Origin of the sequence: Mesorhizobium sp. M1142, assembly GCF_040318565.1 — a bacterium.
In the GTDB taxonomy this organism is placed as follows: Bacteria; Pseudomonadota; Alphaproteobacteria; order Rhizobiales; family Rhizobiaceae; genus Mesorhizobium.
In genome coordinates, this window is record NZ_JAMYMK010000002.1 from 259,886 (window position 1) to 280,951 (window position 21,066).

Annotated in this window: 21 protein-coding genes; 8 read left to right on the top strand and 13 right to left on the bottom strand. The window is 62.6% G+C overall.

Features of this window, described 5'->3' with window-relative positions; translation table 11 throughout:
- Positions 1-12: 12 nt before the first annotated feature.
- On the bottom strand, positions 13-402 hold the full coding sequence (locus NKH42_RS05225) for a hypothetical protein (RefSeq protein ID WP_352737077.1): 390 nt from the start codon (positions 400-402) through the stop codon (positions 13-15).
- A 201-nt stretch (positions 403-603) separates the two neighbouring features.
- Here NKH42_RS05225 and NKH42_RS05230 point away from each other — a divergent pair, with 201 nt between their 5' ends.
- The 3 genes from NKH42_RS05230 to NKH42_RS05240 all read left to right on the top strand — a co-directional run bounded on the left by NKH42_RS05230 (position 604) and on the right by NKH42_RS05240 (position 3,786).
- Positions 604-1,584, top strand: a complete 981-nt coding sequence (locus NKH42_RS05230; RefSeq protein WP_352737076.1) for an L-threonylcarbamoyladenylate synthase — start codon at positions 604-606, stop codon at positions 1,582-1,584.
- An 18-nt stretch (positions 1,585-1,602) separates the two neighbouring features.
- A complete protein-coding gene (locus tag NKH42_RS05235; protein WP_352737075.1) occupies positions 1,603-3,033 on the top strand; it encodes an FAD-binding oxidoreductase in 1,431 nt (476 codons plus the stop codon).
- Positions 3,034-3,219: 186 nt separating this feature from the next.
- Entirely contained in the window at positions 3,220-3,786 is a 567-nt protein-coding gene (locus NKH42_RS05240) for a DUF6101 family protein (protein WP_023674094.1), read from the top strand.
- Here the strand turns inward: NKH42_RS05240 and ubiA are convergent, their stop codons facing one another.
- Complete coding sequence (gene ubiA, locus NKH42_RS05245) at positions 3,787-4,770, bottom strand: 4-hydroxybenzoate octaprenyltransferase (protein ID WP_352470707.1); 984 nt, start codon at positions 4,768-4,770, stop codon at positions 3,787-3,789.
- Positions 4,771-4,926: 156 nt separating this feature from the next.
- Here ubiA and purD point away from each other — a divergent pair, with 156 nt between their 5' ends.
- Entirely contained in the window at positions 4,927-6,204 is a 1,278-nt protein-coding gene (purD, locus tag NKH42_RS05250; RefSeq protein ID WP_352751059.1) for a phosphoribosylamine--glycine ligase, read from the top strand.
- 21 nt (positions 6,205-6,225) lie between these two features.
- Here purD and NKH42_RS05255 read toward each other — a convergent pair whose 3' ends face one another.
- Positions 6,226-7,386, bottom strand: a complete 1,161-nt coding sequence (locus NKH42_RS05255; RefSeq protein WP_352689749.1) for a glycoside hydrolase family 25 protein — start codon at positions 7,384-7,386, stop codon at positions 6,226-6,228.
- 121 nt (positions 7,387-7,507) lie between these two features.
- Entirely contained in the window at positions 7,508-7,738 is a 231-nt protein-coding gene (locus tag NKH42_RS05260) for a hypothetical protein (protein WP_352689748.1), read from the bottom strand.
- A gap of 224 nt (positions 7,739-7,962) precedes the next feature.
- On the opposite strand from NKH42_RS05260, the gene NKH42_RS05265 reads away from it, so the two are divergent.
- Positions 7,963-9,726 (top strand): acyl-CoA dehydrogenase family protein, encoded by a 1,764-nt coding sequence (locus NKH42_RS05265; protein ID WP_352689747.1) that lies wholly within the window; start codon positions 7,963-7,965, stop codon positions 9,724-9,726.
- A 53-nt stretch (positions 9,727-9,779) separates the two neighbouring features.
- Positions 9,780-10,532 (top strand): crotonase/enoyl-CoA hydratase family protein, encoded by a 753-nt coding sequence (locus NKH42_RS05270; RefSeq protein ID WP_352689746.1) that lies wholly within the window; start codon positions 9,780-9,782, stop codon positions 10,530-10,532.
- Positions 10,533-10,602: 70 nt separating this feature from the next.
- On the opposite strand, the gene NKH42_RS05275 is transcribed toward NKH42_RS05270, so the two are convergent.
- The 4 genes from NKH42_RS05275 to pdxH form a co-directional block, all read right to left on the bottom strand.
- A complete protein-coding gene (locus tag NKH42_RS05275) occupies positions 10,603-10,902 on the bottom strand; it encodes a hypothetical protein (RefSeq protein WP_352689745.1) in 300 nt (99 codons plus the stop codon).
- 185 nt (positions 10,903-11,087) lie between these two features.
- Positions 11,088-11,366: a type II toxin-antitoxin system RelE/ParE family toxin gene (locus NKH42_RS05280; RefSeq protein WP_352689744.1), complete on the bottom strand. Its 279-nt coding sequence runs from the start codon at positions 11,364-11,366 to the stop codon at positions 11,088-11,090.
- Positions 11,363-11,608 carry a CopG family ribbon-helix-helix protein gene (locus NKH42_RS05285; RefSeq protein ID WP_352645874.1) on the bottom strand — a complete coding sequence of 82 codons (246 nt, stop codon included), beginning with the start codon at positions 11,606-11,608 and terminating at the stop codon, positions 11,363-11,365. The genes NKH42_RS05280 and NKH42_RS05285 overlap by 4 nt, the downstream gene beginning before the upstream one ends.
- Positions 11,609-11,680: 72 nt before the next feature.
- Positions 11,681-12,298 carry a pyridoxamine 5'-phosphate oxidase gene (pdxH, locus tag NKH42_RS05290; protein WP_292663882.1) on the bottom strand — a complete coding sequence of 206 codons (618 nt, stop codon included), beginning with the start codon at positions 12,296-12,298 and terminating at the stop codon, positions 11,681-11,683.
- A 39-nt stretch (positions 12,299-12,337) separates the two neighbouring features.
- On the opposite strand from pdxH, the gene NKH42_RS05295 reads away from it, so the two are divergent.
- The gene (locus NKH42_RS05295) at positions 12,338-12,799 is read left to right on the top strand and encodes an RT0821/Lpp0805 family surface protein (protein ID WP_352689743.1); all 462 of its coding nucleotides are present in this window, start codon (positions 12,338-12,340) and stop codon (positions 12,797-12,799) included.
- A 100-nt stretch (positions 12,800-12,899) separates the two neighbouring features.
- Positions 12,900-13,826 (top strand): DnaJ C-terminal domain-containing protein, encoded by a 927-nt coding sequence (locus NKH42_RS05300; protein ID WP_352689742.1) that lies wholly within the window; start codon positions 12,900-12,902, stop codon positions 13,824-13,826.
- A gap of 141 nt (positions 13,827-13,967) precedes the next feature.
- Here NKH42_RS05300 and NKH42_RS05305 read toward each other — a convergent pair whose 3' ends face one another.
- The 5 genes from NKH42_RS05305 to NKH42_RS05325 form a co-directional block, all read right to left on the bottom strand.
- Complete coding sequence (locus NKH42_RS05305) at positions 13,968-14,630, bottom strand: hypothetical protein (protein ID WP_352689741.1); 663 nt, start codon at positions 14,628-14,630, stop codon at positions 13,968-13,970.
- 28 nt (positions 14,631-14,658) lie between these two features.
- Positions 14,659-15,840, bottom strand: coding sequence for a gluzincin family metallopeptidase (locus NKH42_RS05310; protein WP_352973972.1), 1,182 nt, complete (start codon positions 15,838-15,840; stop codon positions 14,659-14,661).
- A gap of 85 nt (positions 15,841-15,925) precedes the next feature.
- Positions 15,926-16,594 (bottom strand): TfuA-like protein, encoded by a 669-nt coding sequence (locus NKH42_RS05315; protein WP_352505228.1) that lies wholly within the window; start codon positions 16,592-16,594, stop codon positions 15,926-15,928.
- 61 nt (positions 16,595-16,655) lie between these two features.
- Complete coding sequence (locus NKH42_RS05320; RefSeq protein WP_352689739.1) at positions 16,656-17,804, bottom strand: YcaO-like family protein; 1,149 nt, start codon at positions 17,802-17,804, stop codon at positions 16,656-16,658.
- Positions 17,804-20,971 (bottom strand): ATP-binding protein, encoded by a 3,168-nt coding sequence (locus NKH42_RS05325; protein ID WP_352689738.1) that lies wholly within the window; start codon positions 20,969-20,971, stop codon positions 17,804-17,806. The genes NKH42_RS05320 and NKH42_RS05325 overlap by 1 nt, the downstream gene beginning before the upstream one ends.
- Positions 20,972-21,066 lie beyond the last annotated feature (95 nt).

The following is a 21,066-nucleotide window of genomic DNA, read 5'->3' on the forward strand; positions in this document are numbered from 1 at the left end:
TCGCTTGTGGCGCTATTTCGGCTGGTCGGGAGCTGCTAGCGGCGCAGGCTGCTGCGCAGCTGGTTCAGGGGTTTTGCTGGCGACCTTTGGGTCGGCCTTGCTGTCCGCGGCGGGCGCGGCAGCGGTGGCCGGCGCGGCTTTGGGCGCGGGCGTTGCAAAGGCATCGCCGACGATACCGCCGCGAATGATCATCGGACTTCCGTCGAAGCCATGACTCGGCTGGCTCGGGATTGCCGCGACCTTTTCATCGGCGACGTTTTCATTGACGTCAGGCAACTTCTCGCCGAGCGCGACGATCGACGGTGTTTTCGCCCGTTCGAGCGCGCCGGCATTTACAACCGAAGGCGTCGCCGTCGTTTGCCCGAGAAAAACGAGCGACGAGGCCTGTGCCGTGCCGGCCATAAACGCCAGACCAAGCGCTCCAAGGATACGCATCGAAAGCATGATAATTCCCCTTGCCCAACAAGGCGGCACCCTAGCCGAGGGCAGTTGATGCCGGCTTGCGGGGAAACATAGCATTTTAGCGATTTGCGATTCGCCTACGCCCGGACTTGCTCCGTCGGCGTCAGCGTATTAGGCACCCGCATCCGTGAGGTGACGACAGTGGCTGAAATTCGTGCCGTCGGCGAGGCGATGGAAAGGGCGTTGGCGCTGCTCGAGAGCGGCGATGTCGTCGCCATCCCGACCGAGACCGTCTATGGGCTGGCCGGCGACGCGACCAACGGCGTTGCCGTGGCCCGCATCTTCGAAGCCAAGGGCCGCCCTCGCTTCAACCCGCTGATCGCCCATATAGCCGACCCGGCGATGGCCGAGCGCATCGCGCTGTTCGATCCGCTGTCGGAAAGATTGGCGCACGCATTCTGGCCGGGGCCGCTGACCCTGGTGCTGCCGCAACGGCCCGGCAACGGCATTCATCCGCTGGTCACCGCCGGTCTGGAAACGATCGCGCTGCGCATGCCGAAAGGCTTTGGCGGCGAGCTGATCGCCAGGTTCGGCCGCGCGCTGGCGGCGCCAAGCGCCAATTCCTCGGGCAGGATCAGCGCCACGACGGCCGAGGCCGTGGCCGCCGATCTCGGTCCCCGGATCAAGCTTGTGGTCGACGGCGGCGCGACGCCGGTCGGGCTGGAATCGACCATTGTCAAGGTCGAAGCTGGAAAGCTGCGGCTGCTGCGGCCGGGCGGCATTGCCGCCGAAGAGATCGAAGCAGTGGCCGGGACAAAGTTGCTGCGCGGCGCTTCGGGCATCGAGGCGCCCGGCATGCTCGCCTCGCACTATGCGCCAGGTGCGGCAGTGCGGCTCAATGCTGCGAAGGTCGCGCCGGGCGAAGCCTTGCTGGCCTTCGGCCGCCGCCGTGCCGAAGGCTGGCGCGATGCAGCCGCACTGCGCAATTTGTCGGAGACCGGCGACCTGCGCGAGGCGGCAAGCAATCTCTTCGCCCATCTGCAGGATCTCGATGGCAGCGGCGCCAAAACCATCGCCGTCGAGCCGATCCCGTTCGACGGGCTGGGCGAGGCGATCAATGACCGGCTTTCGCGCGCCGCCGCCCCGCGTGACAAGATCGCCCCGCGTGACAAGATGGATTGAGCACCATAGTTTCCACCCATGAACGACATTTCCCCCGATCTCGACCCCGCCGTCATCGCGCGCTTTGCGGCAATCGTCGGCGATAAATATGCGCTGCGCGATCAGCAGGACATCGCACCTTACCTCACCGAGCGGCGCGGACTTTGGCACGGCAGGACGGCGCTGGTGCTGAGGCCGGGGAGCGTCGAGGAGGTCAGCCGCATCATGCGGCTGGCAACCGAAACCGGCACGCCCATCGTGCCGCAAAGCGGCAACACCGGGCTGGTCGGCGCCCAGGTGCCGGACGCATCCGGCCGCGAGATCGTGCTGTCGCTGTCGCGGCTGAACCGCATCCGCGAGATCGATACGCTGTCCAACACGGTGACGGTCGAAACCGGCGTCATCCTGCAGACGCTGCAGGAAGCGGCCGATGCCGCCGACCGGCTGTTTCCGCTGTCGCTTGCCGCGCAAGGCTCCTGCCAGATCGGCGGCAATCTCTCCTCCAACGCCGGCGGCACCGGCGTGCTTGCCTACGGCAATGCGCGCGAGCTGTGCCTCGGCGTCGAAGTGGTGCTGCCGACCGGTGAAGTGTTCGACGATCTGCGCAAGCTGAAAAAAGACAATACCGGCTACGATCTGAAGAACCTGTTCGTCGGCGCCGAGGGTACGCTCGGCATCATTACCGCCGCCGTGCTCAAGCTGTTCCCCAAGCCCAAGGGGCGCGAGGTGGCGTTTGCCGGCCTGTCATCGCCGGAGGCGGCATTGTCGCTGTTCAGCCTGGCGATGGACCGTGCAGGGGCAGCGCTCACCGCCTTCGAGCTGATCGGCCAGAGGCCCTACGACTTCACGCTTGCCCACGCACAAGGCGTGGTGCGGCCGCTTGCCGGCGATTGGCCGTGGTATGTGCTGATGCAGATCTCGTCGGGCCGTTCGGCCGACGATGCAAGGGCGCTGATCGAGGAGGTGCTGGAGGCAGGCCTCGAGCAAGCGATCGTCGGCGATGCGGTGATCGCGGCAAGCATGGCCCAGGGCGATGCGTTCTGGAATTTCCGGGAGGTGCTGCCCGAGGCGCAGAAACCGGAAGGTGCCTCGATCAAGCACGACATCTCGGTGCCGGTGGCGTCAATCCCGCCCTTCATTGAAAAGGCCGCCGGCGCCGTGCAATCGGTCAGTCCCGGCGCGCGCGTCGTCTGCTTCGGCCACATGGGCGACGGCAACCTGCACTATAACATCTCCCGGCCGGCCGACGGCGATGACGAGGCGTTTCTCGGCCTTTACCACGTCATGAACAAGGCCGTGCACGACGTTGTGCGCGCGTTTCATGGCTCGATCTCGGCCGAGCACGGCATCGGCCAGTTGAAGCGGGACGAATTGATCGCGACGGCGCCGCCGATGGCGATCGAGCTGATGCGCAGGGTGAAGGCCGCCTTCGATCCGGCCGGCATCATGAATCCGGGTAAGGTTATCTGATCCTTTCGCCGGCCTGCGCCGGTTGGCATTCCGATAACCATCCGCCCCGGATCAGCAAAATTTAACCGACTTTCTTAAGCGCGAGGATAAGAAGCCCGCGCTAATGTTTCTCCACAAACGAGGCTGGGAAAACCGGCCCGGAGAACCGGAAACACCGGCTCTCAGGAGAAACAGGAAAGGCACGATATGAACACTGGACTGAAGCCAGTCTGGGCCGGGCGCAATATGCGTCTCGACCCATTCCGCCTGCCGCAGGTGGTGAGCTACGCCACCCGCGACGACTATGGCGACGTTACCTTCACCATCGACCAGCGCGGCGCGGTTATCCGCCGCACGCTGGAGATGAGCGGCGTGCCGGCGATCATCGCTCTGCCCGCCAACGCGTTTCGCGGCGTCGCCGCCCGCGCGATGGAGGATCCGGATGGCAATGTCACAGTGACGCTTGAGCTTCTGCACAATGATCCGATGCTGTCGGTGCCGCTGCTGGTCGCCGACGATCTCGACGACGTCGCCGCCGACTGGCGCGCCTGGGCCGACGCCTACCGCCTGCCGATGCTGCTGATCGAGGCCGACGGCATCGCCCGCACGCTGGAAGAATCGCTCGGCGCCGCCATCAAGGCGCTGCCGGCGCAGGACCGCCGCAAGGGTCGCGTCTCGACCATGCGCCGCCCGCGCTTCCTCGCCCGCCGCCGCGCCGGCGACCTCGGCCTCAGGCTGGTCATCGGCGGCGAAGAGCTTATTTCGCGGGAATAGCTAAACCAGCGGCTTCAGCGCCACCCAGACCGCGCCGCCGATCAGGCCGAGGAAGATCAGCCAGCCGACCTGGTTGTTCGATCTGAACAGCCTCAGGCACTGGTCCGGATCGTCGATGTCGAGCACGCCGATCTGCCGCGCCAGATTCGCGCCGGCGGCGATCAGCCCGGCAAGTGCAGGCACCGGTGCCTGTGCCGAGGCAAAGGCGATGGCGAAGCAGACCAGCGCTCCGCCATAAAGCCCGGCCAGCCAGACCTTGGTATTGTCGCCGAACAGGCGCGCCGTCGAGCGCACGCCGACGATGGCGTCGTCTTCCTTGTCCTGATGCGCATAGATCGTGTCATAGCCGATCACCCACAGGATCGAGCCGATATAGAGCATGATTGCTGGCCCATCGAGATCGCCGAACTCGACCGCCCATCCCATCAGCGCTCCCCAGGAAAAGGCAAGGCCGAGAACGAGTTGCGGCCAATTGGTGTACCGCTTCATGAACGGGTAGACGGCGACGATGACCAGCGAGCCGATGCCGAGCAAGATGGCGAAGCTGTTGAACTGCAAAAGCACGGCAAGGCCGACCAGTGCCTGCACGACAACAAACATCCAGGCCTGCCGGCGCGTGACCTTGCCGGCCGGCAACGGCCGCGAGCGCGTGCGTTCCACCTGGTTGTCGATGTCCTCGTCGACCAAATCATTGTAGGTGCAGCCGGCGCCGCGCATGGCGAACGCGCCAAGAAAAAACAGCAGCAGATACCACGGCGACGGCAGCAGAGAGAGAAGCGGGTCCGTCGGACGCGGATAGGCGCTCGCGGCAAGCGCAGCCGACCACCAGCATGGCCACAGCAGCAATTGCCAGCCGATCGGCCGGTCCCACCGGGCAAGCTGCGCATAGGGCCACAACCGCCGCGGCAGCACGCGATAGACCCAGTGGCCGCTCGGCGCATCGGCGACGCGGCCCTGGGCCGCTTTCGACTGGACGGTTTCCATTTTGCTGGAGTGGCAGCAGAGGCGAATGCCGTCAAGCGTCAAGCAGCCCCCGCACGCTCGCCACGCGCAATCGGCGCTTCGGCAGCCAAATGTCTTGACCCGTCGCGCGCGGCGCAATAGCGCAGTCCTGGTCGTGAAATGGCAAGGAATCTGGGCATGCGTGTTTTGCTGATCGGCTCCGGCGGACGAGAGCATGCGCTTGCCTGGAAGATCGCGGCGTCGCCGCTGCTGACCAAACTCTACGCGGCGCCCGGCAATCCGGGGATCGGCCACGAAGCCGAACTGGTGAGGCTCGATACTGCCGATCACGCAGCGGTGGTCCGGTTTTGCCGCGAGAATGAAATAGGCCTCGTCGTGGTCGGGCCGGAAGGGCCGCTGGTCGCCGGCATTGCCGACGACCTGCGCGCCGAGGGCATCCGCGTCTTCGGACCGTCAAAGGCAGCGGCACGGCTGGAAGGCTCGAAAGGTTTCACCAAAGACCTCTGCGCCAAATACGGCATCCCGACCGCCGCCTATGGCCGCTTCGACGATCTGGCTTCGGCCAGGACCTATGTCGAGAAGACGGGTGCGCCGATCGTCATCAAGGCCGACGGCCTCGCTGCCGGCAAGGGCGTCACCGTCGCCATGACGCTTGACGAGGCGCTGGCCGCGCTCGACGCCTGTTTTGACGGCTCCTTCGGCCAGGCCGGCGCGGAAGTGGTGGTCGAGGAGTTTCTCGTCGGCGAAGAAGCAAGTTTCTTCTGCCTGTGCGACGGCACCACCGCGCTGCCCTTTGGCACGGCGCAGGACCATAAGCGCCTCAGTGACGGCGACACCGGCCCGAACACCGGCGGCATGGGCGCCTATTCGCCGGCGCCGGTGATGACGCCGGAGATGATCGACCGAACCATGCGCGAGATCGTCGAGCCGACCATGCGCGGCATGGCTGAAACAGGCGCTCCGTTTTCCGGCGTGCTGTTCGCCGGGCTGATGATTACTGACAAGGGGCCGAAGCTGATCGAATACAACACCCGCTTCGGCGACCCGGAATGCCAGGTGCTGATGATGCGGCTGAAGGACGATCTGCTCGTCCTGCTCAACGCCGCCGCTGACGGCCAACTGGCGCACACCTCGGTGCGCTGGCGCGACGACGCGGCGCTCACCGTGGTGATGGCGGCCAGGGGTTATCCCGGAGCGCCGGAAAAGGGCTCGGTCATCCGCGGCGTCGAGGCGGCGGCGGGCGAGGGCGTCGAGATATTTCATGCCGGCACCGCCATAAACGGCGGTGCACTCGTCGCCAATGGCGGTCGCGTGCTCAACATCACGGCGACCGGCCGCACCGTCGGCGAGGCGCAGAAGAGGGCTTACGCCGCGCTCGACAGGATCGACTGGCCGCAAGGCTTTTGCCGCCGTGACATTGGCTGGCTGGCACTGGCGCGCGAGCAGTCGAACTGACGCTTCAGGCGGCCTCCGGCTTCAGTGCAGGCCGCGGTCAAATTCGGTCGAGACGGTGCTGACCGCACCGGCGGTGGGGGCAATTGCGGACACCGAGGCCGCACGCTTTTCGTTTCGCATCCAGGCGACATATTCGGCAATCCCGCGGGGAAGGCTCGGCGTCGTCTTCGCAGCCGGCATTTGAAAGCCGCTGCTGAAGCTGGCCAAGCGCGCCCTGAGTACCGCGACCAGTTGCTCGAGGCTCGGGGGTGCTGCCACGGTGGCGTAGGTCATGGCAGTGCCGGCGAGCCCCGCCTCGCGTGAGAGCGGCACCGGTATCAAGGCGAGATAATCCGGCTGCACGTCGATCAGGCCGCCGAACGGCCACTGCGCGCGCAATTCCGTCGCGTTCATCGGCGCGACGCTGACGTCGATATCGTTAGGTGTGCCCGCGACCCGGTAGGGACAGCGGAACCGGCCGCAATTTGCTCGCGCCGAAAACTGCCAGAGCGCATACCCCTGCCAGTTGCCCATCGGAAAATGCAGGCCGATGTCTGGCTTGTAGCGCGCATACCACAGCGGCAGCCGGGACAGGAGCGGGTATTTATACTTGTTGTCGGCGATATGCCGGGCTGTCGTGCCGTTGGTGTAGAGCACCGGAAAGCGGCCAACCCGACGATGCACATGGCGCACGAATTCCTCGGCATCCTCGAGCGACATCCATTGGGTGGGATCATCGTCCTCGATATCGAGGGCAAGCAGGTCATCCGGCCCGGGTTTCACGAAATTGATGAAATTATTGGCCTGTCCCACGGGGTTGCCGGGGCGGGCGAGATGATAGGCACCCCATTTCAGGCCCAGTGCCTTGGCCACCACCTTGCGCGTCTGGAACAGTTCCTGTGCCATCGCATGGCGTTTCCAGAGCGTCTTGCACAGCCGCAGCTCGGTCTCGTCGCCGAAACAGAAATAGGGTGGCGGCATTCCGTCCGATGCCTTGTTGATGAAGCCGACAAGACGCTTGTCGTCGGCTAGCCGGGTCCAGTCGATGGAATTGTATTCGTAGGCGTCGACGACCAGTGCCCGGTCCGCATCCTTCCACGGTTCGGAGAAATCCGAGGCCTTTGCCGGCTTCAGCGCCAGGGTCATCGCGGCCGCGACAAGGAGAAGCGCTGAGCGGACAAGGGGGCGCGCCGGCGTCTTCAAACAGCAGATCCTTGCTGGCCAAAGCCATATCCTGAACGGCCATGGTTAAGGAAATGCTCTCGATCGCGGCCCGGGGACGCCACGGCTCGGACAGCTTCTCCGTCGATGGTTTTGATGGTCGTCAATGTCGAGAGCGGGTTTGAAACGGGTCGGGCGCCGGCACTTGCGACAGCGTTCCCGCCGTCTCGCGCTTACGGTGACGGGCGAGCGAGCATTGCGGCGAGCACAATATGCCGCGATCAGACCAATAGCCTGCTCCGTTCTCCATCTTACCTTCGTGATAGCAAAAACCGGTCGCCCGGTAGGGCAGGCCGCATTCGATGCAGCGATAGGCGTCAGGTCTGGCGAGCACGGGCGGTCCGATCCGGTATTCCTGATTCCGCCGGTCGAACTTATCCCGGCTTTTGGCGAATTTAGCCTGCGTCGCAGCAATTGGCAAAATCCGCGTGACAAAGTTTGACGTTTACGTAAAAAGAAGATCGCCAGGGAAGCCGAAAGCAGATGATTTTGCCTCGGCACGGGTCTTAAGTAGACCTTCCGGACTGAGGGCGGCCGGACGGAGGAGGAGCGAGCGCCATGTATCGGGCACCGGTCGAGGAAATCGCCTTCACCCTGAAGCATGTCGCCGGCTTGAAGCCGGCGCTCGATGCCGGCACCTTTGGCGAACTCGGTGAGGACCTCGTTGACGCCATTCTGGCCGAGGCCGGCCGCTTCGCCAGCGAGGAGGTGGCGCCGCTCTACACGATCGGCGACCAGCACGGCGCGGTGCTCAACGGCGCTGCCGTCACTACCCCGCCGGGCTGGAAAGAACTTTATCGCCGCTGGATCGGCGGTGGCTGGAATGCGCTGTCGGCGCCGGAAGCGTATGGCGGCCAGGCGCTGCCGGCCATGCTCGGCGTCGCCGCGCTTGAAATGTGGAACTCCGCCTCGATGGCGTTCGGCATCGCCCCGACGCTGACCATGGGCGCGGTCGAAGCACTCGACAAGCATGGCTCGCAGGCGCTCAAGGCCAAATATCTGGAAAAACTGGTCTCCGGCGAATGGATGGGCACCATGAACCTGACCGAGCCACAGGCAGGCTCGGACCTGAATGCCTTGCGAACCCGCGCCGAACCGGTCGGCGACGGCAGCTACCGCATCTTCGGGCAAAAGATATTCATCACCTATGGCGAGCACGATTTCACCGACAACATCATCCATCTGGTGCTGGCGCGGCTGCCGGACGCACCGCCCGGTACGCGCGGCCTGTCTTTGTTCCTGGTACCGAAATTCCTCGTCGGCGACGATGGCGCGCTGGGCGCACGAAACGACGTCTTCTGCTCCGGGCTGGAGCACAAACTGGGCATCCACGCTTCGCCGACCTGCACGATGATCTATGGCGATGGCTTCGAAGGCGCTGCGCCCGGCGCGATCGGTTGGCTGGTCGGCGAGGAGAACAAGGGCCTCGCCTGCATGTTCACCATGATGAACAACGCGCGCCTTGCCGTCGGCATGCAGGGCGTGGCGGTCGCCGAGGCGGCGATGCAAAAGGCGCTCGCCTATGCAAACGACCGCCGGCAAGGCAAGGCGGCGAGCTATCGCGGTGCCGGCATGGCGCCGATCGTGCATCACCCCGACATCCAGCGCAGTCTTCTGACCATGAAGGCGCTGACCCAGATTGCCCGCGCCATCTGCTATTCCTGCGCCCACGCCATCGATCTCGCGTCGCGGAGCGAGGATGCAAAGCACTGGCAGGAGCGCGCCAATCTCTTGACGCCGCTGGCCAAGGCGTTTTCCACCGATGTTGGCGTCGAGGTCGCCTCGCTTGGGCTGCAGGTGCATGGCGGCATGGGATTCATCGAGGAGACAGGGGCAGCGGCGCTTTATCGCGACGCGCGCATTGCACCCATTTACGAAGGCACCAATGGCATCCAGGCGATCGATCTGGTGACGCGCAAGCTGCCGCTCGGCGGCGGTCAGCATGTGCATGGCTACATCGCCGAGCTCAAGGCCGTCGCCGATGCGGTGCGAGCGTCGAACCTTGAGGGCTTTGGCCGCACCGCCGATCGCCTCGACCAGGCGCTTGATGACCTGTCACAGGCGAGCCGTTCCCTGCAAGACCTGCAGGCCGAAGGCCGTCCGGACCAGGCGTTGGCCGGCGCCACACCTTATCTCAGGCTGATCTCGCTTGCCGCCGGCGGCGCCTATCTGGCGCGCGGCGCGCTTGCCGACCAAAGCCGCATCGCGCTGTGTCGGTTCTTCGCCGAGAACCTGCTTGGCGAAGCGGGCGCGCTCAAGGAGCGCGTCATCGGCGGCGCCGACAGCCTTGCCGTTGCCGGCAAAGCGCTGATTTCAGCCTGACGTTCGCACGCGCCGAAATTCACAAAGGCCCGAAATTCACAAAGGACCAATCCGTGACAGACCACATCCTCGTCGAACGCCAGGGTGCCATCCAGATCATCCGCATGAACCGTCCGGACAAGAAGAACGCCCTGACCCGCGCCATGTACGCGACGATGTCGGCGGCTCTTGCCGGCGGCGACGCCGATCCGGCAATCCGCGTCCATGTCTTTCTCGGCGTGCCCGGTGCCTTCTCGTCCGGTAACGATCTTGCCGATTTCATGGTCGTCGCCTCGGGCGGCGAAGGCGGTACCGAAGTCTGGGATTTCCTGATGGCGCTGGCCAAAGCGGAGAAGCCGATGGTTTCCGGCGTCGACGGCATTGCGGTCGGTATCGGCACCACGCTCAACCTGCATTGCGACCTGACCTTCGCCACGCCGCGCACAATGTTCCGGACGCCCTTCGTCGATCTCGGCCTTGTGCCGGAGGCAGGATCGAGCCTGCTCGCACCGCAGATCCTTGGCCGGCAAGGCGCCTTCGCGCTGCTTGGCCTCGGCGAGGGCTTTTCGGCCGAGCGCGCCAAGGCCGCCGGGCTGATCTACGAGGTGGTCGAGGAAGAGGCACTCGAAGCATCGGTATTGGCGGCGGCGGGCCAGATCTCGGCCAAACCGCCGCAAGCGCTAAGGATCGCGCGCGACCTGATGCGCGGCTCGCGCGACGACCTTGTCGAGCGCATCGGCAAGGAAAGCCAGCATTTCCGCGAGCGGCTCAAATCCGAGGAGGCCCGCGCAGCCTTGACGGCCTTCATGGCCAGGAAAAAGGCCTAGACCCTGGCCTTGTCTCGCATCGTGGACCCGCCGGCAGCGACCGGCGGGCGGTTTCGCCACGCTCTCTTTGTCACATCGCCATTTTCTTACATTCGGCCTGAGCCTTTGCCGAAGACGTGTCGATCATGAATGTCTTGCCTTTGGCGTCGGTCATCAACATCATGCAATGCTTGATCGGTTTCGCCATTTTCATCATTTCGGCGCTCATCTTCGCGTCGGGCATCATGGTGCCCATATGCCCATCGGGCATGATCGCCATGACCTCCCCACCCTTCATCATCGTCATTGTCCCCATCGTGTCTTCCGCAAAGGCCTGCGAAGCGAAAAGGCCGACGAGACCGGCCATCGTGACCAACCTGAGTGAATGCATTGCGTCCTCCTGAATTTGCGCCAGCGGCGCGTTGAGCCCTTTCCTGGTTCGTTGCGGCAAGCTGGAACGTTTCACGCACACGAGATCGTGATCGTGGGATTGGAAACGCCAGGTCTCTATAGCCCGGCATGGGTCGCGCAGGAGCCTGATCTCCTGTGTCTCGATGCGACTTACATGGCCTGCGGCTAGCGCTGCGCGGCGTGCATGACGGTGAGGATTTCGACAGTTTCGCCGTCGATGGGACAAGGGACGATATACGGCACATCGACCAAGACGAGTTCGCGTGTCCCCTTGATGCGCCCGATGCGCCCCATCGCCGGCTGTTCGGTGAGATGTTCCGCCGCCGTTACGATGCGCGCAATGATCCTCGCGGCCGCCTCGGGATTGTCTTTCTCAACATGCGTGCCGATTTCATCAAGCCGCCGCAACGCCCGCTTGGTCCAGCGGATTCGCTTATGGCTCATGCCTGGCGGGTGGATTTAACGTATTTTCTAACGACAGCCTCTACGTCGCTGGCACCCGCAAAATCGCCTTGCGAGGCTTCAGCCAATCCTGCCTCTATCTCGGCGAGTTGCCATTCCTCACGGGCTACAAAATCCTCAATGGCCTTCGCAGCCACGTAGGAGCGCGAGCGGTCGAGCTTCTCGGCAAGCCGGTCTAGCCGGTCTGCAGTTTCGTCACGAACGCGCACGGTAAAAGCCGTCATGGCCACATTCCTCTGGTTCACTATGATTATTAGTGAACCAAAGTGGTTCGTCAAGGATTGCCGCATCGTCCTCTACGGATAAAGCCTCACCTTGTCCCAGCCGCCCTCGGCGTTGCGCGAAAAGACGACACGGTCGTGCAGCCGGAACGGACGGTCGTGCCAGAACTCGATGGTCTGCGGCACGATGCGGAAGCCCGACCAGTGTTTTGGCCGCGGGATGTCGCCGATCGCGTGGCGCGCCGTGTATTCGGCGACCGCCTTTTCCAGCGCGAAGCGGCTTTCCAGCGGCCGCGACTGCTTGGACGCCCACGCGCCGATGCGGCTGCCGCGCGGGCGCGTCGCGTAATAGGCATCGGCTTCGGCGTCGGTGACGATCTCCACCGGGCCGCGCGCCCGCACCTGCCGGCGCAGCGATTTCCAGTGGAAGCACATCGCCGCTTTCATGCTGCCCAGGATCTCGCGGCCCTTGGCGCTCTCGAAATTCGTGTAGAAGACAAAGCCGCCCTCATCGAAGCCCTTGAGCAGCACCATGCGCACATTCGGCATACCCTCGGCGTCGACCGTCGCCAGCGCCACGCTGTTGGGGTCGTTGATCTCGCTCTTCGTCGCGTCGTCGAGCCACGCCGCAAAAAGCCGGAACGGCTCCGCTGCCTCGGTAAAGTCACCGCTTGTTAACCCGGTTTCGCTCATAGTTTTCCCAAATTTGTCGCCGGCTGGGGAGATTGCCGATTGTCGCGTATCGCGCAAGCTTTTGACAGTGGGCAATGGAGCGTTATCGCTTCGGCCAGTGCCAAAGCCATGATCGTGACAATCATCCTGCCGCTTGCCGCCTGTGGCGGGGGCGGCTTCAGCCTGGAGCAGACGGAGGTCGACCGCTCGATACTGACCTCGAGCACGCCGGTCTCGGTCACGCCGCTCGATCAGGACCGCGCCTCCGACCAGGCCACGATCCGCAACGCCGTGTCCTCCGCCGACGTTGAGCAACTGGCCGGGCAGGCCGTTCCGTGGGCAAATGCCGATACCGGCTCGCGCGGCTCCATCACCGAGCTCGCGGAATTCAGGGCTAACGGCGAGACATGCCGTCGCTTCACCGCTTCACGCGAGAGCTTCGACGGCGTCGCGCTGTTCAAAGGCGAAGTATGCCTGGCCGGCGGCAGCGCCTGGCGAATGCAGGATTTCAAGGCGCTCTGATTTTCCGCCGGAGACATAGTGGTAAGCCACTGGAATTTCTTCCTATGCAAGCGCATATAGGAGGCGATCATGGAACCACTCCTTCTCCAGGGCAGTAAGCATGCGCGACCCCTATGAGGTGCTGGGCGTTGCCAAGAACGCATCGGCCAAGGACATAAAATCGGCGTACCGAAAGCTCGCCAAGAAGTATCATCCGGACCAGAATCCGGATCCCAAGGCAAAGGAGCGTTTTGCCGCCGCCAACCAGGCTTACGAGATCGTCGGCGACGAGAAGAACCGGGCGGCTTTCGATCGCGGTGAGATCGACGCCGAAGGCAAACCGCGGTTCCAGGGTTTCGAGAGTGCGGCCGGCGGCGCCGATCCTTTCGCCGGTTTCCGCCGGCAGCAAGGGCCGGGCGGCGCGCATTTCGAATTCCGCACCGGCCGTCCCGGCGGTGATCCGTTCGACGGCAACAGCGACATCTTCAGCCAGATCTTCGGCGATGCTTTCAGCCAGCAGCGCGGAGCCGGCATGGGCGCCGGCCGCCGGATGCCGACCGCAGCCGACCTCAACGTCACGCTGGACGTGACCATCGAGGAGGCCGCAACCGCCGAGAAAGTGACGGCGATGTTCCCCGACGGCCGCAAGATGGCGGTCAAGTTGCCGGCCTATGTCGAGGACGGTCAGACCATCCGGTTGAAAGGCCAGGGTGAGCAAGGACCGGGGCAGCCGGGCGATGCACTGGTCAAGATCCGTTTCCGCCGGCATCCGCGCTACCGCGTCGAGGGCCGCGACCTGCATGTCGACCTGCCGGTGGAACTGGCCGATGCGGTGCATGGCGCCAAGGTGGCGGTCGAAACCCCGACCGGCAGGATTGCGGTCAACGTCCCCCCTTGGTCGAGCTCGGACAAGGTTCTGCGGCTGAAGGGCAGGGGCCTGCCGGAAAAGGCCGGCGGTCACGGCGATCTCTACGCGCATGTGCGGCTGATGCTGCCGGAAGGCGGCGACGCCGAGCTAGAGGCGCTGATGCGCCGGCGAAAGAGCTGACGGTCGAAAAGGCCGGCGCTTGATACCATGTGTGAAAAGCGGGCATGAGTGGTTTCATGCCGTCGGTTATCGACATGAAACGAGCAACCAGCGGCCGACCACAACTCGCGATCGGCCATGCGCGCACTAGACTAGCGTCTATCAGTCGCCAAGTCTTCCCCCGCGGTGCCCCATCATCATTCGGGACGCGTACATTGTGGGCGAGCTTTTGCCCGGTAGATTCGCGTCAAGAACAATCTGCTCGACGAAACCCTGATTCACTTCAATCTCCACGCATTTGTCGAGCTTATCAACGATCCAGACGGCGTATCCTTCACTCTCCTTGGATTTATAGTTGGAGTCGTCTTCAGGAATATCTGCCTCCGGATTTGCTGGAATTAACATTACCTTGGGCTTCGGGAGATCATAAGTATGACCCTCGTAGGCATATCCAAATATTATACCGCAACTAAGTATTTCTTTATCACCATTTGCTGGGTTTATATCAATCGCCCCAAGCATAAGCATAAACCTATTTACGATCGAATTAACAAACACATAACTGCTATTGTTAGGTGGGGTTTTACTAAGATATTTCTTAAACCGTAAAATTCTTTTGTCATCAGGATCGCCGTCATCAAGTATCTTTGCTATTATTATAGAATGATTCTTGTATTTTCCTGTTATTGGCTCCAGTGTCTTTTTCTTTTTGCTTGATATAGGAAGACCAAGACCAGGTATTCCATAGAGGCGCACTTGTGTGGCGTTAAATGCTCCATGGGGATCTTTCGTGGTGTAAGTCGGTCGATGAAAATCGTCGCTCATGTTGTTACCCTCCGTTGCAATCACCAATTCATAAAATTTCCCGCCACCTGAAATTCTCTTCGAAGCTTGCCGCTATGGCCGGGCGGATGCGGTCGGACACTTCGATGATGGTGGAGGCTGCGACTGCGAATGTGAGATGATCGGCATCGAGGCGTGTCCACGCGCGCGCAAGCCCAAGCGCGACATCGTCGCGCGCCTTGATTAGCTCGGTCTTAAAAAGGAACGGACGGGCCCGGAATGCATCGCCCGTGAAGTCGGAGATGTGCCGCATGTCGGCTTCGCCAACCTGCCTGATGTCGAAGCCAAGCAGGCGCTCGTCGGCCAAGCCCTGCCGCACCAGGCCGGCATGGTAGAGATCGACCAGAGTATCGAACACCGCTCCCGTGAATGGGCGAGACCGGTCATGAATCTCTTCGGTCACTTCCGTCATCTTGCGCGAGTTACTGGCAAGGCGGATCTGGCGGTCGCCCGTCAGTTCGGCGATGCGGTTGAGCTCGTTGAGGACAAGCAGGTTTGCCTGGCTGTGCCGTAACAATCGATCCATCCCGCTGTCGAAATGCAGGAACGAAAGCAGCGAAATAAGATCGGCGTTGGCTTCGTGGAACGGCCCGAAGTCGCCGTCCTGCAGGCCTTGCGTGGGCACTCCGAAGAGAGAAAAGAGTCTGGCGTGACCCATTTCGTGCGCGATCACGTCGAAGTTGAGGGCGTACGGATGGCCGCGCCCGTCGGCTCCACGCTCGCGGCCAAGCTCCAGATATCCAAACCCCGATTGCGCATTCTCCCAGTCAAGCCAGGGAATGATCTCAAGCCGCTCGTATGTTTCGGCGAAGTACCAGACAATCGGCTTGCCCAGATAGCTTTCCCAGATGTCCAGCACCCGGCTCGCGGCCGCGAACGCATGCGCTGCCAGGAACTGGCGCGACTGAAGAGAGAGGTGGTCGAAATGACCATCAAGGCCGGGTCCGGCTGGTGGGAAATACGCGCCAACAAAGGGCGGCAGGTAAGGATACTCGTACGGCTGCTTGTCCAGCACGGGATCACGCACATATATGCGATGATCCTCCGGGCCCGGATGGATCAAACCAGGCGATGTTGAAATCCAGACCGCCTCGGGTTTCTCGTACCCAGAAACGTGAGGCGCTTGTGGGTATAGCAGGAAGCGCGTTCCAGCCGACATCCCCGCCCGACCGGCGACATCGAGCGCGTTCAACTGCGCGGCCCCTCTCATAGTCGGCAACACTAGCACGAAGCCTGCACTTCGTAAATTGCACCAGGTATCACCGGCAACTCTGTCGTCAGATTGCTAAGCCGGCGTCCTCCAAATCCTGGACAAACGCGACCGTCATTCTGAAATTCTTCAATTCCGCCGGCACCAATGCCTTTTCTCTCATAAGTTGCAGAGCCGACAGTGCGTCGCGTTTCTTTTGCTGAACGAAAGCTCCTGCGAGAATTTGCCGGCAGGCTTCGATATCATGGTCACCGGCTTCCGGTAATGTCTCGCGGACCATTCGCGACAGCGTACGTTCCCTAAAATTGAGGTTCCGGGCCGTATTCCCAAGCTTTCCTGACAAATCGGTGGAGATCAGGTTCCGCCTCCAAGCGGCGCGGACGGTTATTCGCAAATCAACCAAAGCGTGCGTTAGTGGCGAAAAATTCACCGCCTTCGGACCGTACAGCACTGCCACTGCGTCATCAGGCAGGAAAGCGAAGCGGCGATACCATCGATAGATAAGGCCAACGCCGTGCATGTACGGGTAAAGCTCGGCGGCTCGCAAGGCTCCCATGCTTCCCGCACCAATTACCGGGATGGCCTGGCTGATCGCCCACAGTATCTCCTTGTGCCTCACTGCCGGCTCAGCCTGGAAAGCGCCGTCTATGATGACAATTGCAGCCGGGTCATAACGCTGCACCGCGGCTATGATCGAGCCTTGTACCGCGGGCGCCAGGCAGATCACGTCGGCCACCTGCTGTGCCTCTGGATGCGATAGCGTGGGGCCGGTGAAAACGAGCCGAGGTCGCATCCGGTCACTCCACTAAAGGGTACAATTGCGGGATAACTATCCTGACGGCCGACAGTCGGTTCCAAGGGCTGGTGTTGAGGCGGATCAGATACACCGCGCTGATTCCGCTTTCCTCCAGTCGTGCGAGAAGGCTGCCACGCAAGGTCTGCCCGCTCGCCGCTCGATCGGCAGGCTGGCGGGCGAAACTCACGTCCTTGCGGCCGCCGGTGATCAGCTGGCGGTGCGCCTCGATAAGCTGCCAGTCGGGATATTTCGGATAAGACGCCCGGGTCATGTCGTCGCGCGCACCCGAGATCGCCGCAAGCCGCGCCTGCGCCGCCTCATGGATCGCTTGGACGGCAGCTGCCGCCGGATCGAATGCAGCGGCCGAGCCGTCGGCCGGCAGATGGAGCAATGCCGTCTCTCGAGGATTGCTCTCAATCAGATGGCACCAAATCACAGGCAGGCCAACAGGCGACGGCGCGAGCCAAAGGCCGACGATCATGTCTTTTCGTGCGAGTTCATCCAATAAAGCCAAGACCCTTGCGTCATCGATGGTCGCTGGATCGATTCGCTGGTGTTGCAGAAAACCATGCGTCTTGAGAGCGCGGGCGATCGCATCGCGTTCGACGCATTCCAATATGCCGTGTGTGATGGCGTCTGCTTCATCAAGCGCGGCCGCCAGTCCGGTTGTGGTTGGCGTGAAAATTCCGTCACAGGGGCTGGGCGGTACGAGATAGGCCGTGTGCACCAATTCCAGCGGAACGAAGTCGCGGCCGCCGCCCAGCAGGTTCTCCGCCTCCATCCAAGCGATTTTTCGGCCGCGCCAATCAGCAGGGGCGGGCTCTCGCAGCCACGTCTCAAATCGCCCGTAGGGTATGCCGAGTAAAGTGGCCGAAGCGTAAGCTGCATCAAGATATTCGATGCGCTCGGCGAAAAAGCTCTCAGCGGATTCCAAAATGGCCGATATGGCAGCGCGAGCCAGGCTGGCACCCTTTCCCTGCGCGACCGCGTTTGAAAACGAGAACGGCCTCGTTGCCTGCACGACCGGGATGCCGACACGGTCCAGGCCGGTAATGTCCGCAATACGGGTGATGCCCAACGCTTGTCGCATCGACATGAGATACGTCAGCGCTTCGTCTGCCGGAGGACCAAGGCGCTCATATTGTTCCACTATCGGCTGGCCCGCAGTTCCGGCTCAGGGTTGACGATCAGCGGTTCGCCGGGCTCAACCGACTTCCTTGCCGCTTCGATACGGTCGTTGTAGCTCCGAAGCAGGACGGGCGAGAGATTTGACACGCTGAGCGTCTCGTAGGCCGCGATGAGGATGGGCACGGCATTTTGCTCGGCTGCAGTATTGAGGCTCTTCTCAAGGGCAGCTGCCACCTGGCCAGCTGCCGCGCCGTCAAGGACGAGAAGTTGTGCAATTCGCCGATGTAGTTCCGCCAGCCAATATCGACTGCCACCCGCCTCGGCCTGCGCCACCGCCGAATGAAGCAGGGCAAGCGCGCCACTGATCTCACCCGAGCGCGCGAGAAGTTCCGCCAGCATGCCGCAATAGACGGCCTCGTCCTCAGGTGTCTGCACTTGTCCATGCAGGCCGAGGGCCTCACGCATCTTGTCCTTGCCCCGCTCGAGGTGGCCAGCGTTGCCATCGCACCAGCCCTCGAAGATTTGTGCCGAGACGACTAGCGAAGGCAGGTGATGAAGCGCGGTCAGCTGCCGCAGATCCTCAATCACGTCACGCAACGAAGCGAAGTCGCGGCGATAGCAACTCAGCATCGCGCCGTTGATACAGGCATGCGCGATGCTGCTGACATGGCCAGTCTGCTGAGCCCAGCGGCGGGCCTCCGACATGGAGCGGAGAGCGCTCGTTGCACGTCCCGAGAACCACAGCGACAGTGCACGATGCGCCAAGCCGCACACGCGCGCGTCGTGCCCCCCAAAACGCGTGGCATTCGCGTGCCCCTGGCCCACGTCATAGTGCGGCAATCCAGCATCAACCGCGGCTATGCATCCACCATGGTCTCCGCGATTGAAATCGACTGCCCACAAGCAGTGCCTAGCCTGAAGCTGAATCTCGGGGTCGTTAACCTCCTTTAGATCACTGACGACGGCCTGCGCCCGCTCGCCATCAACGACCGAACCCGTGAACCACCAACCCCAATAGATCGGGAACCACTTGGCGCGCTCCGCTATCGGCCGACGCCGTGCGATATTTACGCCTTCGTCGTAGAGCCTGCGGGCGTGCTCGGAATTTGGCCCTTCGACAGCGGTCAATATCGGCCCGAGCGCCACCATCGCCGAGAGCCGCAGCGCATCCCGTTTGTCATGATCAGAAACCTGCCCGCAAAGCGCAATGGCATGCTCGAGCAGCTGCCTTGCCTCAGCCATAGCCGAGCGGGACGAGCTTTCCATGCCGGCATTGACGAACTCGCCGATCGCTTCGTCAAGCAGGCCACCTCGCTCAGCATGATCGGCAAGAGCTGCCGTTGTTAGCCAGCCAACGAGGCTGCGGTTGCCACTAGCCACCGCATAAAGACGCTGATGCAGGGTCCGGCGCCGTTTCCGTAGTGTTCCACTATAGATCGTTTCTTGGATAAGCGCATGCCGAAACGCGTACACTGTTGCTGCTGCATGCCTGGCGCGTACGAAGCCAGCCTCGGCCAGGGCATTGAGCGCCGCAGAGATTGTGCCCGGGTCAAATTCCGGCAAGAGCGCCGACAGCAAGTCCAGGCTGAATCTGTTGCCGGCGACGGCGGCCGCGCGCGCCACCTCGCGGGCGCGGCCGAGAGGCTCGAGCCGGGCGTCCAACACTGTTTCCAACACCGCCGCGCGGCCGAGCGAAACACCCTGTGGCAGGTGCTCAGTACCGCTAGCGGCATTCTCCGCCATCCATTGGCAAACCTCCTCGATGAACAGGGGTACACCGCCGGTGACGCGCTCGACCAACTCTATCAGCTCAGGCGCGGGCGCTCGCTTGCCCTGAGGCCACATCGTCGCGATTGCCCGCAAGGTGTCGGCATGCTCAAGGGGAGCGAGCAGGACATGCTTGCTTTTTTCATCCAGCCAGTCGCCAGATCCCGGCCTCGTCGTTGCGATCAAGAGCACGGGGCAACTAGGAACCAGTTTTGCAAGTTCACCCAGCAGTTGCTTCGACGTAAGGTCGATCCAGTGAATATCCTCAGCGATCAAGATCACTGGGCCACTGGCGCACGTTGCTTGTAACGCATGGCGCGCAGCCCAACCGGCTTTCTCTCGGATCACTTCCGGATCCATCTCATGGAAACCGGACCTCGCGCCTTCCACGCCGAGCAGAAAAGAAAAGATGTCGACGACTTCGGCGTCGTGAATGTCATGTGCTGCGAACACCTCTGCTACAAGCGCAGGGGTGAGTGCACGCTCGCCGTCGTCGAAATTGCCCAGCATCGCCTGCCGCAGTGGATACAGCGTCGAACGCGAGTCGCCTGGCATACATTGGAAGAGGAGCAACCTGTTGCGTTGGAAGCGCGTTCGCCGGCGCACCTCGTGTAGGATGCGCGACTTGCCAATGCCGGCCTCGCCCTCGATCACTACGACTTGGCCACGTCCCGAAACGGCCTCATTCCAACATTCGTGGATCAGCTCGGCCTCATCCGTACGGTCGACCAAGGGGCTGGTGAGGCGTCCGAACGCGGAGAAACGGTCTACCCCCCGCTTGTGACTCAGCGCCTGCCAGACCTGCTCGGGTTGCGCGAAGCCTTTGATGACGTGAGAACCGTAGAAGCTAAATACGTGTGAGCGCCGTGCCAGATTACGCGTCTCGTTGCACACGACGACGGTATCCGGCCGGGCAATTGCCTGCAGCCTGGTTGCCAGCGCAAATGCAGGGCCGGTTACCGTGTCCTGCGCTACAGCGGTGTCGCCCTTCAGGATTAGCGTCATCGAGGTCGCCACGCCTACCCTTACATGCAGGTCGCTCCTCCCTTTCTCCGCGGCAAGGAGCTTGCACGCCCTGACGATCCCAAGCCCGGCGCTGATCGTCAGCGACGCCGCATCCTTCGCACCCAGATCGACTGGGAACACAGCGACGCCGCCGTCGCCGACCTCGACCGTCACGGTTCCGGAGCACGATACAATCGCTTCCTTGGCGGCCATTTGAAACGCCAAGATAAGTTCCTCAAAATCTTCGATGCCGAGCAGGCCCAGCAGCTCGGTGGAGCCTACGAGATCGTAGCAAAGAGCGGTTAGTATGCGCCGTTCGTGACGGGTCTCGACACCGTCATCCATCAACCCTTTGCCGATCGGAAGGCGCGAGCCAGTCCCCGCCTTCGGAACATCAACTCGGCTCTTATGCGACATGTCACCCTCGCTGACAGGGCATACTATCAAAAGTATGACAGAGCACAAATTACTGAGCGGCGATCGCCGGAAGGTGCGACGGCTGCTCAGGACCT

Bases quoted from the DNA above. Each gene is read 5' to 3' on its own strand.
- NKH42_RS05265 (WP_352689747.1), top strand. From the start codon at position 7,963: ATGTATCGGGCACCGGTCGAGGAAATCGCCTTCACCCTGAAGCATGTC.
- NKH42_RS05275 (WP_352689745.1), bottom strand. From the start codon at position 10,902: ATGCATTCACTCAGGTTGGTCACGATGGCCGGTCTCGTCGGCCTTTTC.
- NKH42_RS05300 (WP_352689742.1), top strand. From the start codon at position 12,900: ATGCGCGACCCCTATGAGGTGCTGGGCGTTGCCAAGAACGCATCGGCC.
- NKH42_RS05285 (WP_352645874.1), bottom strand. From the start codon at position 11,608: ATGACGGCTTTTACCGTGCGCGTTCGTGACGAAACTGCAGACCGGCTA.
- NKH42_RS05305 (WP_352689741.1), bottom strand. From the start codon at position 14,630: ATGAGCGACGATTTTCATCGACCGACTTACACCACGAAAGATCCCCAT.
- purD (WP_352751059.1), top strand. From the start codon at position 4,927: ATGCGTGTTTTGCTGATCGGCTCCGGCGGACGAGAGCATGCGCTTGCC.
- NKH42_RS05235 (WP_352737075.1), top strand. From the start codon at position 1,603: ATGAACGACATTTCCCCCGATCTCGACCCCGCCGTCATCGCGCGCTTT.
- NKH42_RS05325 (WP_352689738.1), bottom strand. From the start codon at position 20,971: ATGTCGCATAAGAGCCGAGTTGATGTTCCGAAGGCGGGGACTGGCTCG.
- NKH42_RS05225 (WP_352737077.1), bottom strand. From the start codon at position 402: ATGGCCGGCACGGCACAGGCCTCGTCGCTCGTTTTTCTCGGGCAAACG.
- pdxH (WP_292663882.1), bottom strand. From the start codon at position 12,298: ATGAGCGAAACCGGGTTAACAAGCGGTGACTTTACCGAGGCAGCGGAG.
- NKH42_RS05280 (WP_352689744.1), bottom strand. From the start codon at position 11,366: ATGAGCCATAAGCGAATCCGCTGGACCAAGCGGGCGTTGCGGCGGCTT.
- NKH42_RS05240 (WP_023674094.1), top strand. From the start codon at position 3,220: ATGAACACTGGACTGAAGCCAGTCTGGGCCGGGCGCAATATGCGTCTC.
- ubiA (WP_352470707.1), bottom strand. From the start codon at position 4,770: ATGGAAACCGTCCAGTCGAAAGCGGCCCAGGGCCGCGTCGCCGATGCG.